At 46.7% G+C, this 15,483-nt stretch carries 13 protein-coding genes; 4 read left to right on the top strand and 9 right to left on the bottom strand.

Annotated elements, in window-relative coordinates; genetic code table 11:
• Positions 1-63: 63 nt before the first annotated feature.
• The 5 genes from FHQ23_RS11735 to FHQ23_RS11715 form a co-directional block, all read right to left on the bottom strand.
• Positions 64-1,170, bottom strand: coding sequence for a Gfo/Idh/MocA family protein (locus tag FHQ23_RS11735; RefSeq protein ID WP_139614483.1), 1,107 nt, complete (start codon positions 1,168-1,170; stop codon positions 64-66).
• Between the two features lie 62 nt (positions 1,171-1,232).
• The gene (locus FHQ23_RS11730; protein ID WP_267963707.1) at positions 1,233-2,069 is read right to left on the bottom strand and encodes a carbohydrate ABC transporter permease; all 837 of its coding nucleotides are present in this window, start codon (positions 2,067-2,069) and stop codon (positions 1,233-1,235) included.
• Positions 2,070-2,948 (bottom strand): carbohydrate ABC transporter permease, encoded by an 879-nt coding sequence (locus FHQ23_RS11725; protein ID WP_139614482.1) that lies wholly within the window; start codon positions 2,946-2,948, stop codon positions 2,070-2,072.
• A 102-nt stretch (positions 2,949-3,050) separates the two neighbouring features.
• Entirely contained in the window at positions 3,051-4,400 is a 1,350-nt protein-coding gene (locus FHQ23_RS11720) for an ABC transporter substrate-binding protein (protein WP_139614481.1), read from the bottom strand.
• A 33-nt stretch (positions 4,401-4,433) separates the two neighbouring features.
• Entirely contained in the window at positions 4,434-5,534 is a 1,101-nt protein-coding gene (locus FHQ23_RS11715) for an ABC transporter ATP-binding protein (RefSeq protein ID WP_139614480.1), read from the bottom strand.
• Positions 5,535-5,697: 163 nt separating this feature from the next.
• On the opposite strand from FHQ23_RS11715, the gene FHQ23_RS11710 reads away from it, so the two are divergent.
• From FHQ23_RS11710 to recO, 3 genes are all read left to right on the top strand, one after another.
• Complete coding sequence (locus FHQ23_RS11710; protein ID WP_139614479.1) at positions 5,698-6,396, top strand: FadR/GntR family transcriptional regulator; 699 nt, start codon at positions 5,698-5,700, stop codon at positions 6,394-6,396.
• 17 nt (positions 6,397-6,413) lie between these two features.
• On the top strand, positions 6,414-7,484 hold the full coding sequence (locus tag FHQ23_RS11705) for a Gfo/Idh/MocA family protein (protein ID WP_139614478.1): 1,071 nt from the start codon (positions 6,414-6,416) through the stop codon (positions 7,482-7,484).
• A gap of 77 nt (positions 7,485-7,561) precedes the next feature.
• Positions 7,562-8,317 carry a DNA repair protein RecO gene (recO, locus tag FHQ23_RS11700; RefSeq protein ID WP_139614477.1) on the top strand — a complete coding sequence of 252 codons (756 nt, stop codon included), beginning with the start codon at positions 7,562-7,564 and terminating at the stop codon, positions 8,315-8,317.
• Positions 8,318-8,326: 9 nt separating this feature from the next.
• Here the strand turns inward: recO and putP are convergent, their stop codons facing one another.
• From putP to FHQ23_RS12705, 4 genes are all read right to left on the bottom strand, one after another.
• Positions 8,327-9,832, bottom strand: coding sequence for a sodium/proline symporter PutP (gene putP, locus FHQ23_RS11695; RefSeq protein WP_139614476.1), 1,506 nt, complete (start codon positions 9,830-9,832; stop codon positions 8,327-8,329).
• Positions 9,833-9,863: 31 nt separating this feature from the next.
• Positions 9,864-13,334: a bifunctional proline dehydrogenase/L-glutamate gamma-semialdehyde dehydrogenase PutA gene (putA, locus tag FHQ23_RS11690; protein WP_139614475.1), complete on the bottom strand. Its 3,471-nt coding sequence runs from the start codon at positions 13,332-13,334 to the stop codon at positions 9,864-9,866.
• 231 nt (positions 13,335-13,565) lie between these two features.
• Positions 13,566-14,111, bottom strand: a complete 546-nt coding sequence (locus FHQ23_RS11685; protein WP_139614474.1) for a DUF924 family protein — start codon at positions 14,109-14,111, stop codon at positions 13,566-13,568.
• Positions 14,112-14,225: 114 nt separating this feature from the next.
• Positions 14,226-14,405 carry a hypothetical protein gene (locus FHQ23_RS12705; protein ID WP_176552316.1) on the bottom strand — a complete coding sequence of 60 codons (180 nt, stop codon included), beginning with the start codon at positions 14,403-14,405 and terminating at the stop codon, positions 14,226-14,228.
• Positions 14,406-14,695: 290 nt separating this feature from the next.
• Here FHQ23_RS12705 and FHQ23_RS11675 point away from each other — a divergent pair, with 290 nt between their 5' ends.
• The gene (locus FHQ23_RS11675) at positions 14,696-15,301 is read left to right on the top strand and encodes a tetratricopeptide repeat protein (protein WP_139614473.1); all 606 of its coding nucleotides are present in this window, start codon (positions 14,696-14,698) and stop codon (positions 15,299-15,301) included.
• Positions 15,302-15,483: the final 182 nt, after the last annotated feature.

Raw genomic sequence — 15,483 nt, 5'->3', positions numbered from 1 at the left:
ATTTTGTCTACTATACCTCAAATTGAATACAGCTCATCCATTTTAGTTGGCTGATGAGCAGCGTTATGCGCCGGTAATCTCACTTACCGCAACTTTACGGTTTTCATAGCGGGATTTGGTGCAGGCGTCTGCGGTGGCAATTGCCGCCCGTGCCGCTTCGCCAGTCAGCAGTTTGACAAACTCTTCAGTGGGCTGCATTCCATGCAAAATATCATTGAGATATTTCATCTCTTTGCGCATTACGGTGTTGAGCCATAATGGTGTTCGCTTGCCGGGTTGACCGTATTGAATGGCGCCGTCCATGCTGGCACCGGTATAAATACGGGTGCGGTCGTCATCTTCTTCCTGACTTTCGTGAATCAAAAAGTGTGAATCTTGCCCATTCACGCGCAATGTGCCACCGCAATGGTACATGTCGAGTTTAATGGCGCCTTTTTCCCCTTGAATCAACACATAATGCTCGCCCCAGCGGAATGCCGAACCCCATTCGAGCAAGGCAAATCGGTTATCGTCAAATTCTAGATTAAGGAACAGCATGTCGTCTTCATCACCGAAACTTTCCCCTTGATGTGCCACATTGCCCGCAGTCATGGTGACGGTTTTCGGTGCGCCGCCCATAATAAACTGCACACAATCCAGTTCATGAATGTGGTGATACAGATGTCCACCGGATTTTTCACGAATTTTTTTCCAAGAGATTGCAGGTTGTTGCTCTTCCCAACCGTTGCGAGCCGAGTGGCAATACAGCACCTTGCCGATCACCCCTTGTTGAATCAGTTCTTTGGCATGGTGGACACCGTTGAAAAAATTCATGATATGTCCCGCCATAAAGATCACACCGTTTTCCTCACAGGCACGCACCATCTCGTCACAGTCTTGGTAACTGAGGGCAATCGGTTTTTCACAAAAAACGTGCTTTTTATGTTTTGCCGCTAAAATAACCGGCTCTTTATGCAAATAGTTTGGGGTTGCTACAATCACACAGTCTACATCGGCACGGTTAATCGCCTGTTCTAAACTGGATGCGGCATCACAACCCAATTCGGCAGCAATTGTCTCACCGTTGTCGGGGTCGTATACCACAGTAATTTTGGCATCTTCGGTTTCTTGCATAATGCGCGCCAAATCTGCCCCAAAATAGCCGACGCCGATGACAGCATAATTAATCATTTTGTTCTCTCCTTACATTGAATTACGGTTTAATACTGATACATTAACTTGCAATAATTTGATTATTTGACGGATCCTTCAGACAATCCTCCCGCAATCTTGTTTTGGATAAAGCAGAAGAAAATCACGGACGGAATAACCACCAGCACCGATGCCGCCATCATATCGCCCCAATCTAAAATTTCTGCGCCGTTTAATGAACGCAGGGCAACGGCAACCGTCATTTTGCTGGTATCATTCACCAGAATTAAGGCATATAAGAATTCGTTCCACGCATTGATAAAGGTGTAGATTGCGGTGGCGACAATGCCCGGTGCGACCAATGGCAGTACGATTTTAAAGAACACCGTGAATTTATTGGCGCCGTCAATACGGGCGGCTTCTTCTATTTCTATCGGTACGGTGCGGAAAAAGCCGACTAATAGCCAAACCGCATAAGGCACACTAAACGACAGATAGACAATAATCAGTCCGGTAGTAGTGTTGGTTAATCCAACTTTTGCCATGGCAATGGAATAAGGAATCGCCAATAAAATCGGTGGAAAAATATAGGTGGTGATCAGCAATTTCGACATGATTGCGCCCAACTTAGGGAAGAAGCGCACAATGCCGTAGGCTGCCATCGAAGAAATAACGATGGCGATAAACGTTGTCACCAGGGCAATCAGCAAGCTGTTTTTAATGTTCACTGCAAAATTCAAGCCGTTGATCACATGATCGAAATAATCGAGGGTTAATACTTTCGGCCAGAAACGCGTCGGATCGCTGGTTAATTCTCCTTTGCCTTTCAGTGAGGAGATTACGATCCAAACCAATGGGAATACCGCAATAATGGTAGCGACAGTCAAAAACAGATACGAGATAATATCACCAAAAATTGAGCTTTTCTTTTTCATCATTTATTCCCCTTCTTTTTCCCAGCGGTTGATCACTTTGAAGTAGATAAAGCAGATTAGCAGCAGGAAGATAAACAACAGCACCGTAACCGCCGAAGAACGACCCAGCATTTTAGTGCCCCAGCCCATGTTGTAGGCATAAATTGGAATGGTCATCGTCGAGTTCGCCGGACCGCCACCGGTGATTAGATAAATAATATCGAAGTTGTTAAATACCCAGACGGTTCTCAGTACCACCAATAAGCCGATCACCACTTTAATGTGCGGTAACGTAATGTGGCGAAAAACCTGCCAAGCATTGGCACCATCAATTTTGGCGGCTTCGTATTGCTCTGCCGGTACGGTTTGCAAAGCGGATAAAACGTTTACCATGATCAACGGCGCACCAAACCAGATGTTGATGAATACCAGACTGACAAATGCCCAAGAGCTGTCGGACAAGAAGCTAGGTGCAATGTCCATCAGCCCTAGTTTGGTGATCATATTTGGCAAGTAGCCATAAACCCCATTCAGAATCCATTGCCAAGAAAAGGCGATAACAATGGTTGGAAATGCCCAAGGAATAATCAGCAAAATTTTATATAGCCACTGCAGATGGCGGATACGATTCAAGGCAATTGCTAAGGCAAATCCGACCAATACTTGCCCGACCAGTGATAGTACTGTCCATTTAATCGAGTTGAAAAATGCCCACCAAAACTGCGGATCGATCAACACCGCACGGTAGTTATCAAAGCCAACAAAGCTGTAGTTGGGCATGATCAAATTTTTGTTGGTAAAGCTGTAAAAAATGCTGGAAAGAAACGGATAAACAAACAGCGCCGAGACGACCAGCATCGCCGGCAACACAAAAATCCAGCGGGTATAGCTTTTTTGAAGCATAAGTAACCTCCTCTCCATTAAAACAGAGCACGGAAATAACGGGGTTATTGAATTAGGGTGGGTCGAAGCCAGCAAACAGCAGCTCGCCTCGACCCGGAGCGTCTATTTTGCAGTCACTGTTGCAAACAACTCGTTCAGTTGTTTTTCTGCTTTTTGTGCCGCAGCCATTGGATCGGTACCGTGTGTCACAATATCTTGGAACATCGCTTCAATAATGTGTTGGTTAGTCAGCAATCCGCCTTGCACACTCGGACCATGTTCATAGCCGATTGCAGTTCCGGTGCGCACCGCACTTTCAATCACTTTTTCTGCATGAGCAAATTGTTGAATCACTGGATTGCCTTTATACGCAGGATCATCTGAAATACCGCTGACTGCCGGCAACATTCCGACCGGAACCGAACTTAAAAATTGAATATAGCGATCTTTTTGATATAAGGTTTCAATAAACGCTTTACTGATTTCCGGGTGTTTACTGCTTTTCCAGACAACGAGCGGAATATTCGAGGTTTCAATACCGTAATCTGGGTCATTTGCATTAATTTTCGGCATCGGGTAAGCATCAATTTGTTCCAAAAGTTGTGGTGAATTCGCTTTTACGCCACCGATTTGGAAGCCGGAATTGAAGTCAAAGGCGGTTTTGCCTTGATAATACAGTGTGGCTTGTTGCAGCACGTTATAGTTAATCGAATCTTTTGGTGAGGTTTCTTGATACATTTTCACCCAGTATTTAATACCGTCCTGTGCCAATGGGCTGGTTAAATCTACTTTTAGATCCGGAGTCAGCAAGCTGCCGCCACCGCTCTTGACGTAGAAATTCAAAAAGCGGGTTGCCATAAAATCATTGGTTCCCATTGGCACCGACAGCCCGTAAACACCGTCTTTGGTCAGTAATTTAGCCGTTTGATACAATTCATCCCAGGTTTTTGGTACTGTTAAATTATTTTGTGCCAACAAATCTTTACGAATCCACATCACTTGCGCATGGGAATACAATGGAAGAGAGTAATTTTGGTTATCGACCGTACCTTCGTTAATGGCGGCAGCCGAGAATTTATCCCGTCCCAGGGTATCAATGACATCATTGATGGGTTGCAAGGCGCCAACATTAATCATCTCCACCACTTGATTTGGCAGGGCAGTGCTCATATCCGGCACATTACCGGACGCCAGACCGGTTGTCCATTTGGTGTAAAAGTCATTCCAAGAAAAGGTTTCAATCTTGATTTTAACTTGCGGATGTTGTTGCATAAAATCATTGGCTGCCGCTTGAATCACTTCCAGGCGCGGGCCTTGCGTGAACGAGTGCCACACGGTAATATTACCGGCTAATTCGCCGTTAGTTGCTGTAGGGGCAGCCGTATTTGCTGTTTTGTTGTCATCGCAACCGCTTAAGACAAAAGCGCCCAACACCAATGAAGCTGCTGCTGTCATTATTTTTCTGAATTTCATATTATGCTCCTTATGAATAGCTCGTTACAGGGGTTATAAGAGCGATTGCTCTGTTTGCGGATCAAAAAAATGCGCCCGTTTCATATCAAATGCCAGACTGATTTTTTCATCCATTTTGATTTGTTGTCTGGAGTGTACAATCGCTTTAATCGGTTGCTCGCCCAAACTGGTGTGAACAATGTATTCGGCGCCCAGTAGTTCTGCCACATTGACCGGTGCGGTAATCATCGCTTTTTGATACGAACCCAATAACAGTGGTTCGTTCGAAATATTTTCCGGGCGAATCCCTAAAATGACCGCTTTGCCGACCGCACTTTGGCGCTCTAGTTGTTGATAAGCCTCGTCAGGAATGCTGAGCTGATAGTTATCGGCGGTAACAAAAAAGCCGTTTTCAATTTTCCCGTGCAGGAAATTCATGGTTGGTGCGCCGATAAAACCGGCGACAAACAGATTGTCAGGGTGATCATAAATGGCTTTCGGTGAGCCGATTTGTTTGACCACACCGCCGCTCATCACCACAATTCTATCCGCCATTGTCATTGCTTCGGTTTGATCGTGCGTTACGTACACGGTGGTGGCATTCAAGGTTTTATGAATCCGAATAATTTCGGCACGCATATTGCTGCGTAATTTAGCATCGAGGTTAGACAGCGGTTCGTCCATCAAAAACACTTTTGGCGAACGCACAATGGTTCTGCCAAGCGCCACCCGTTGCCGCTGACCGCCGGACAAGGCTTTTGGCTTGCGATTTAATAACTCGTCTAATCCTAAAATTTTGGCGGCTTCTTTAACCTTGCGATCGATTTCAGCACTGTCCATTTTGCGCAACTTCAAGGCAAACGCCATATTTTCATACACACTCATATGCGGATACAGCGCATATGACTGGAACACCATAGCAATATCACGATCTTTCGGTTCAATATCATTCATTAGCCGATCATCAATATAAAACTCGCCATCAGAGATACTTTCCAACCCGGCGACCATGCGCAATGTTGTTGATTTTCCGCAGCCTGAAGGGCCGACTAGCGCGATAAATTCTTTGTCTGCGACTTCCAAATTAAAGTCTTGTACGGCTTCAAAACCGTTGGTGTAACGTTTAAAAATATGACGTAGTGATAAAGTAGCCATCTTGGTTTCCTTCGGTCATGTAGTGAAGATTTTTCTGACAACGGCAGAAATATGATTTAATATGATGCTATAAACATAAGACATCATATATCTAAAACGGGATAGACATATGATGTCCTATCTTTGAATAAATAACCGTGATGAAGATCACAAAATGATAAAAATGAAGAAATTAACCAAAAAAGTGGCAACTTTGGAGCTGCAAGAGAAAATTAAATCGCTGATTTTAGAAAAAAATCTAAAACCGGGCGGTTTAATGCCGACCGAAAATGAATTGATTGAGCTTTTGGGGGTTAGCCGTTCTAGCCTACGTGAAGCAATTAAGTCATTAGAAGCACTGCATATTTTGGATATTCATCACGGGATCGGAACCTTTGTCGGCGAATCTTCTCTGGTGCCGATGATTCGTGGCTTGGCATTTCATGCACAATTGCATTTACAAAATGATTTGAAGTGCTTGCTGGATATTTTGGATGTACGCGAGATTTTGCAATATGGTTTTGCGCCACTTGCCCTGGCAAAAATAAGCGATCAAGCGGTTGAACAGTTGCAACAGATTGTCGCCACAATAGAACAGAATGCTCGCGATGCCCAATTTTCTGTGGAAGAGGAGCAACAAGTTCACCTCCTGATCTACCGCTCAACCGAAAATCAATTGCTGCTGCAATATTTGGACGCTTTTTGGCAGATTTATCAATTGCTGGATCACGAATTACCACCGAATAATATCACCCCGACCGCACTTGCCATGCAATATCGTGACTGGGTTGATGCCATCGAGGCGCGCGACTTGGAGCGCACTCAACATGCGATTCTGGTCTATTTTCAAGGGATCCGCAGACGTTTAACCGCCACCGTTTAACAAGGAGAACACCTTCAATGAATTCAATCAAAGTTGCGCTGATCGGCTGTGGTTTTTTTGGTCAGCAATTGGCTTATGGCTTTCAAAAAAATGGCGCTGAACTGGTCGGAGTACAAGATATACACCATCAACAGGCAGTTGATTTAGCGACTTCATTAAATACTACAGTTTACCTTGATGTCGCTGATATGTTGCAACAAAGTAAGCCAGATCTCGTATTAATCGCTACCTACAACTATGCGCACCGTCAAGTTGCTGAGCAGGCTTTACAAGCCGGCTGTGCGGTTTTTATCGAAACACCGTTTGCCACTGAAGCAGAAGATTGCCACCAAATTTTGACCCTGGCTGCGCAGACCGATAAACCAGTATTTATCGGGCATGTGTTGCGTGCTTTACCGGGCTTGCTCAAAGCGAAACAATTGATTGAACAGCAGGCGCTGGGAAAAATCACAGTTGCCAGAGCCAACCGCCAGCGCTGGATTGATTCGGCGCGGGATAAAAACTGGTGGAAAAATGATATCAAATTAACCGGCGGCAAATTGCTGCATGAAATTCACGAACTGGATTTATTGTGTTGGTTGTTGGGCGAAGTCGACTCGGTTTATGCGCAATCCACCAATCGCGCTCATTCAGACACGCCGGATAACCATGATATTATTCAACTGTTGCTGCAATTTAAAAACGGTGTTTTTGGCTCGTTGGAAATGGGCACGGCTTACCGTCTGCATGAATGGGGCATTTCGATTCACGGCGAATTGGGATCGTTGGTGGTGAATTTCTTTACCTCAACGCTCACACTGTCATTTGCCGACGGACGTCGCCAGCAGTTTAATTTATACGATGAATTTGAAGCGGATTTGTCGTTGCGCGAAAACGGAAAAAGTACGCAGAAATACAATCAAATTAATGAACTCTGTCCGTTTTGGCTGAGCCGTGCAGTAGAAATTGAAGCACTAAGCGTGTTGCAGCATTTGCAAGGGCAACAGCATAGCGTTTTGCATGACAGCCCTGCGCGAGCCGTTTGCGTTGCGGTGGCAGCTAAGCGTTCAATTCAGGAAAAAGTGTTAATCAAAGTACAATATGATTAATCCTGTATTTTCCCTGACCGCACTTTTTAGTAAACTGAATGCCTAAAATCAACATCGGTTAATTTAAAAGGACAACAATTATCGAAGCGTGGCAGCGTGGGTTTGTGTTACACCGCAGACCCTATAATGAAACCAGTCTGTTAGTCGATCTTTTCACCGAAGAGGGCGGACGTTTGACGGTGTTAGCGAAAGGCGCTCGGGCAAAGCGTTCGGCGTTGAAAAGTCTGTTGCAGCCGTTTACACCATTGTTGTTGCGCTGGAGCGGAAAAGGCGATTTGAAGATTTTGACCAAAGCTGAGGCGATTTCGCTTGCCTTGCCGTTGGCGCATACCGCACTTTACAGCGCTTTTTATATCAATGAGTTAGTCTGCCGTGTGATCGAAAACGAAACGCCTTATCCGCAACTGTTTCAGGATTACCTACACTGCCTGACAGCACTTGCCACTTGCCATGCCAGCAATGAAAGTGCGGTTCAGACATCCGTTGAACCATGCTTACGCAAATTTGAATTTCAGCTGCTGCAAACGCTCGGTTATGGTGTGGATTTCCTGCATTGCGCCGGTTCGGGCTTGCCGGTTGAGCCGCAGATGAGTTATCAATACCGTGCTGAACAGGGCTTTATCGCCTCGCTGCTCAAAAACAACCAAACCTTTTACGGTGATGAACTGCTGATCTTCGCTAGCTTAGCATTCGACAAACTGGGCACCGAACAAAAACATATCCTGCAAGCTGCTAAACGCTTTACCCGTATGGCGCTGAAACCTTATCTCGGCAGCCAACCCTTGAAAAGCCGTGAGCTGTTTCAAGGGATTTTACCGGGTAACATGAAATGATGGCACGTCCTAGCCTTTCGAACGCAGCTTAAACTCTGCCAACGCTTGATCAAATTGTTCGGCGACTGCGCTATCTTCTGCAGAAAACAGCGATGAGGTAATGGTGATGAAAGAGCAGATTAAAAAGCCTGGAATAATTTCATACAATTTCGCCAAATCCGCCCAACCAAGATACTGCATTAACGGACTCCACACCACCACCGTCACTGCGCCGCAAAGCATGCCCCACAGAGCAGCTGATGAGGTGATATTGCGGTTAAACAGCGATAAAATTACCACTGGCCCGAATGCGGCGCCGAACCCTGCCCAGGCATAAGACACCAGCTTCATCACACCGGAAGAGGGATCTTGGGCGATAAGAATCGCAACGGCGGAAATCACCAAGACCATAAAGCGCCCGACCCAGACCAGCTCATGGCTGGAAGCGGTTTTGCGCAGAAAACCTTTATAGAAATCTTCCGTTACCGCAGCGGAACACATCAGTAATTGTGCGGATAAGGTACTCATCACCGCCGCCAAAATAGCAGACAGCACAATGCCGACAATCCAAGGATTAAACATTAAACGGGATAATTCAATAAACACTGATTCGGCATTATCTAACGGGATTTGATTGGCACTAAAATAGGCCAAACCGAAATAACCGACCGCCACCGCACCGCCAAGACATAAAAACATCCAAGTAATCCCAATTTTGCGCGCATTTTGTAACGATTGCACCGAATCTGCCGCCATGAAACGGGCTAGAATATGCGGCTGTCCGAAATAGCCCAAACCCCAAGCCAGCGCTGAGATCACGCCGATGCCGGACACATTGTGCAGCCAGTTGGCGTATGGAATACCGGTCATTTCCGATTTTGCGGTTAATGCCAAATTGATGTCTTCCCAGGTTAGATGCAGCAGCACCATCACCGGCGCCAGCAAGAGAGCAAAAATCATTAGCGTGGCTTGAATGGTATCGCTCCAAGAGACCGCCAGATAGCCACCGATAAAGGTGTAGGTGATGGTTGCCAACGCGCCCAGCCAAAGTGCGGTCGAATAATCCAGCCCCAGCAGACTTTGAAATAATTTTGCACCGGCAACGACACCGGAAGCGCAATAGATAGTGAAGAAAAACAGAATAATCGAAGAGGAGATGATTTTCAGTGCTTTCTTTTGTTGTGGAAAACGCTGGGCAAAAAATTCCGGTAAAGTGAGCGCATTTTTATATTTTTCGGTGAAAATCCGCAAGCGGGCTGCCACCACCCGATAATTAAAATAAGCACCGATGGTCAAACCGACGGCGATCCAAGCCTCCGATAGTCCGGATAAAAAGATCGCCCCAGGTAAGCCCATCAGCAGCCAACCGGACATATCGGAAGCGCCGGCGGACATTGCTGTGACGAAACTGCCCATTTTGCGTCCGCCTAAAATGTAGTCGTCAAAATTTTGGGTAGAGCGGTAAGCATAAACGCCTATCCCCAAAATAATCAGCAGATATAACCCGAACGTAATATAAATTTGATAGTTTTGCATGGTTCTTCCTATAGGGGCTGTTGATATAAGATTATTGTTCTTGTGTTGCCATTAAAGAGGCATTTCCACCGGCTGCGGTGGTGTTTTCACTGCGCGAAAATTCATCGTAAAGCGGCATAATATCCTGTGTTTGTTGCCAATCATAACATTTAAAAATCGCATCACGGCTTTGCTGTAAAGCCAAGCGGTCTGCGGCGCTCAACGGCGCTAAAAACACGCCTTTTTGACAAGCTTGCCACTGCGTGGCAATTCGCACGCCGCTTGCTTGCGTTTGCGCCAACGGATGTGACGGCTCGACCACAATCGAGAACCCGTGCGCCCGTAGCCTCTCTGCCGCCTGTTGCGCTGCTTGAGTATCACCGTTTAAAATCGCCACCTCGCCGCTAAAATACGCCAGCGTATTTTCTTCGCCGGTAATACTGTCGAGTTGCGGTTTTGCATGAGGCAAGGTTTTTTCATCACCGAAGCGGCTGTAGTAATCGGTTGTGCGGGTCAGGCGCTGCAAGTAAAATTCGCCGCCGGCTTTCGGGCCGGTGCCGGACAAGCCGTGTCCACCGAACGGCTGCACGCCAACCACTGCACCGACAATGTTACGGTTTACATAAAAATTACCGCACTTGAGATGACTTTCGACAAAATCAATCTGCTTGCGGATCCGGCTGTGGCAACCGCCGGTCAACGCATATCCTTTTGCATTCACCGCCTGCAACTGCTGCGCCAACTGTTCCTTGCGGTAAGGCACGATATGTAAAATCGGTCCGAACACTTCCCGTTGCAACTGCTGCAAATTATCCAGCAGGTAAATCGCCGGTGCGACATAGTGACCTTGTGCCTGCGTTTCGATTTTGTCCGCACTTTCCAATTCGATATAACGGCGTGCAAGCCCACGCATTTTAGCTTTGTGTGCCAACAGATTTTGCTTGGCTTCCTCATCGATCACCGGTCCGATATCGGTCGCCAGCAGGGCAGGATTGCCCAGTGTCAATTCTTGCAACGCCTGCGCCAACATAGTATAGAGTTTATCCGCCACTTCTTGCTGCAACAATAGCACGCGCAATGCGGAACAACGCTGTCCGGCAGAGTCGAAAGCCGAACTCAGCACGTCCGCCACCACTTGCTCCGATAACGCCGACGAGTCCACCACTAACACATTTTGTCCGCCGGTTTCGGCGATTAGCACCGGTTCGTTTTCGGCTTGGGCGCACTGCTCAGCAATCAGTTTGGCGACGTCGGTCGAGCCGGTGAATACGATGGCATCAAACGGTAGCTTGACCAACGATGCGCCGACATCGCCTGCACCCAAGATCAACTGCAAGGCGCTGCGTGGTAAACCGGATTGATAGAACAAGTTGACTGCGGCATACGCAATTAAAGACGTTTGCTCCGCCGGTTTGGCGATTACCGCATTACCGGCGGCAAGAGCGGCAGCAATTTGCCCGGTAAAAATTGCCAACGGAAAATTCCACGGCGAAATACAAAGTGCGGTTCCTCTTGCTGGCGCCAGTCTACCGCGTTGCTGCAAATCGTCTAACTGGGCGGCGTAATAACGCAAGAAATCAATGGCTTCACGCAGTTCAGCAATGGCATTCGGCAAGGTTTTACCTGCCTCCAAAACAGCCAGCTTCATCAATAAACCGTGATGTTGCTGATACAAATCCGCCGTTCTGCGCAAAATCTGCGCACGTCGTACCGCACTTTGTGCTTGCCATTCGCTCTGGCGGGCGGCGCTGAAGACCGGTTCGAGCTGATCGCGGGCGAAAAACGCCACCTCGGCAACCACTTGATTCAGATCTGCCGGATTACGCACCGGATGTGGCGTTAAATGGCTAGCTGCATCGTCCACCGCCAATAGCGATCTTGCGTTGGCAATCTGCGCTTGATTAAGTGCCTGCTCCAATTTATCCAATTCTAATTCATTGGTGAGATCAAAACCCGACGAGTTGAGCCGATCGGCAAACAGCGTCGTCGGCGCACGCACCGCCCTGTTTTGCTCTCCTTGCGAAGCGGCGTAATGTTGCCAAGGCGGTGTCATCAATTGTGCTGCCGGTATGCTTTCGTCGACCAATTGGTGCACAAACGAAGAGTTCGCCCCGTTTTCCAGCAAACGGCGCACCAAATACGCCAGTAAGGTTTCGTGCGTACCGACTGGGGCATAAACTCGAACCAGGCGGTTGAAATCTTGCCCGTCGATCAGTTGGTCATATAAGGTTTCGCCCATGCCGTGCAGACATTGAAATTCATACAGTTTATCACGCCCCAATTCGTAAATCGTACACAGTGTTTGTACGTTGTGGGTCGCAAACTGCGGATAAACCACATCTTGCGCCGCCAGCAATTTCTGCGCACAAGCCAAATAGGCAATATCAGTGTGGTTTTTTCGAGTATAAAGCGGAAATCCGTCCAAGCCGTCGGCTTGCGCCCATTTAATTTCACTGTCCCAATACGCCCCTTTTACCAGACGGATCATTAAATACGCCGATTTTTCCCTCGCCAGCGCAATCAGATAATCGATCACATAAGGGCAACGTTTAGAATACGCCTGCACCACAAAACCGATGCCTCGATAGCCTTTCAGCTCCGGTTCATCGAGTAGTTTTTCGACCAAATCCAACGACAACTCCAGCCGGCTTGCCTCCTCGGCATCGATATTCACGCTGATGTTATACTGCTTTGCCAACAGGTATAGTCGTTTCAGTTTGGGATAAAGCTCCGCCATCACCCGATCATATTGTGCACGGCTGTAACGGGGATGAATCGCCGATAGCTTAACCGAAACACTGTTCGCGCGATAAATATCGCTATGTGCTGCTTTGCCGACGGTTTCGATCGCGGTTAAGTAGTCTTGAAAGTAGCGTTCCGCATCCACTTGGGTCAGCGCTGCTTCGCCCAGCATATCGAAAGAAAAACTGTATCCTTTCTCCGTACGTTTTTTGGTGCGGTTTAACGCCTCTTGAATATTAATGCCAGTGACAAACTGCTCCCCCAGCACTTTCATCGCCTGCACCATCGCCAATCTCATCATCGGTGCAGAAAAACGGGCGAAGCTGCGGGTCAAAGCGCTGGACAGCGTCTCCGGATCAAAAGAGCGGCTCAAATTTTTACCAAGTAGCAGCCCGTAGCTGGCGGCATTAATGAAAAAAGAGGAGGATTTGCCGATATGCGCACGCCAATCCCCCTCTTTTAATTTATCGTGAATCAATTCGTCACGGGTTTGATTGTCGGGAATTCGTAGCAAGGCTTCCGCCAAACACATCAATGCAATGCCTTCTTCGTCGCCTAAGGAAAACTCTTTCATCAGCGCATCTACGCCGTACTCTTTTTTCTTGATATTACGCACACGATTAATCAAATCAATACCGTTTTGCGTGATCCGCGCTTGCTGTTCGGTACTAAAAATTAAGGTTTTTTGTAATGCATCGACGGCGTCTTTTTCATTAATTCGATAGTGTTTACTGATATTTTGACGTGACGGGGGGTAATGTTTAGCGAGATGAAATTGCATGGTAGCGCCTCTTTGTTAAATAATTATTAAAAATTAGCAAAAAAAACGTTACTCGCAAATCTCATTATCATTGTTTTGTGAAACTAATCACTGTTTTCTTCATTATTAGGGGCTGTTGAGATCTGAATTAAAAAACATGTGATATAGCTATCTTCGTCCTTACCAAGCTTGGCAGCACGTATTGAAAAGCTGAGCGCTGTTTTAAAGCGTGCTGCTGAGTAAGTTGGAAGCTTAAAATGACGAACCCGGTTGCTGCAAAAACGCCTGCTCTTGCGCACTGCTTTCTCTGTTTAAAACGAAATTGCGGTGGGGAAAACGTCCGAAGCGATCGATTATTACCTTATGCTGCTCGGCAAAATCCAATACCAGCGGATTATTCAGCGCTGCAAACAGTGGCATCCCTTCCGCCTGCACAGTTCTAGATTCACTGTGCATATAGGGCAGCAGTAAAAATTGGCGTTGTTGCAGATTTAACTCGGCATAAGCCGCCAATTGCACGCTTTCCCGTGCCAATTGCAACGCTCGCTCATCTTGCGCAAAGGCAAGTGGGCTATCGCGATGCAAATTACGCGAAAATTGATCCAGCACGATGATTTCCGCTAAACGTCCATAAATGGAGTCACGCCAGATCAAACATTGATTATTGACCACTGCTTGCCATAATTCACTAAACTTGCGCCTGATTTGCTGATCAAATTCCTCACTTTTCACAAACCAATACGGCTGGTTTTTTTGATCAAACCAGAAATCTAAGACCTGTTGTATTTGTTGTGCCATGATGTTTACTCCTGTATTTATCGGTTCCCTATTGTAGCAACCGCACTTTGTAGCCTTTTGCTGCAAATTCGGCGCTAATTCGCTGCAAATCATCGAGATTATCGTCATAAAACACTAGGGCTGTTGATCTTTGCTGATCCCCTTATCGGCGGCAAATGCCTCAAATCGATCAGCCGAAATATTGTCCAACCAAGTGGTGCTGAATTGGATTGCGCCTTTGATGTACCCACCACGAATCGCATTTGCACTTTTGAAGCCGTTATACAGACTGTCGTGGCGGCTGTCGATAATCACATACTCAGGATTATCCAGATTTTTTAGCAGCTCAGCGGTGTCAATCGTTATTCCTATTTCAAAAAGTGTCTATAGATCAAATGATAAACAAAGATCAAAAAAGATCAACAGCCCCTAAGAATCGTTATTATTTTTTCAGCACAAGTTACAAACTTGCACTATCAGTAGTATTATATTACCGAACAGATGATTGAAAATAGAGCCAACAGGTAATTTACTCTCAACTTCACAAAGGAGATAGCATGCTATTACACCCCCCATAGCAATTTGTACGTCTGTGCGCCACACTGATGACCGCACTTACCCTGTTATTTGCCGCCCTGCCTGCAGCAGCCGCCACACCAGAGGAAATCACAGAGCAAGGCCTTTCCGCCCAGAGAAATGGCGACTACGACCTCGCCAAATTCTATTACGAACAAGCCGCTGAACAAGGATATGACGAGGCACAAAACAATCTCGGGTACATGTACCAACAAGGACTAGGGGGCAAAACAGACTACGCGCGCGCCAAATTCTATTACGAACAGGCCGCCGCACAAGGAAATGCCAACGCACAAAACTATCTCGGGTTCATCTATGAAAATGGACTAGGGGTCAAAACAGACTACGCCCGTGCCAAATCTTATTATGAACAGGCCGCAGCGCAAGGATTTGCCGTTGCGAAATACAATCTCGGGGTCGTATATTTCCAAAAACTAGGAGACTACGCCCGCGCTAAATCCTATTTCGAGCAAGCCGTCGCGCAAGGAGTTGCCGAGGCACAAGACAATCTCGCAATCATGTACTACCAAGGACTCGGTGTGAAACAAGACTACGCCCGCGCTAAATCCTATTTCGAGCAAGCCGCCGCCCAGGGCGATGAGGAGGCTGCCGAAGTATTGCGCGAGTATTTCTAAGGGTTTTAGGGTCTGTTGATCTTTGTTTATATTTTAAACACAATCCGCAGGACTATGACTATTTTTCGCCACTACTTTTTGCTACTACAGCGGCGTTAAAAGTCGTTCGTTTAGAATCACTAAACCTCACAATTTTTGCCTTATTTATTTGCAAAAAGAGTGGCGAAAAATAGTCTATAGCT

Source organism: Testudinibacter crocodili, from assembly GCF_006228025.1.
Taxonomy (GTDB): Bacteria; Pseudomonadota; Gammaproteobacteria; order Enterobacterales; family Pasteurellaceae; genus Chelonobacter.
This window is presented reverse-complemented; position numbering and strand designations above follow the sequence as displayed.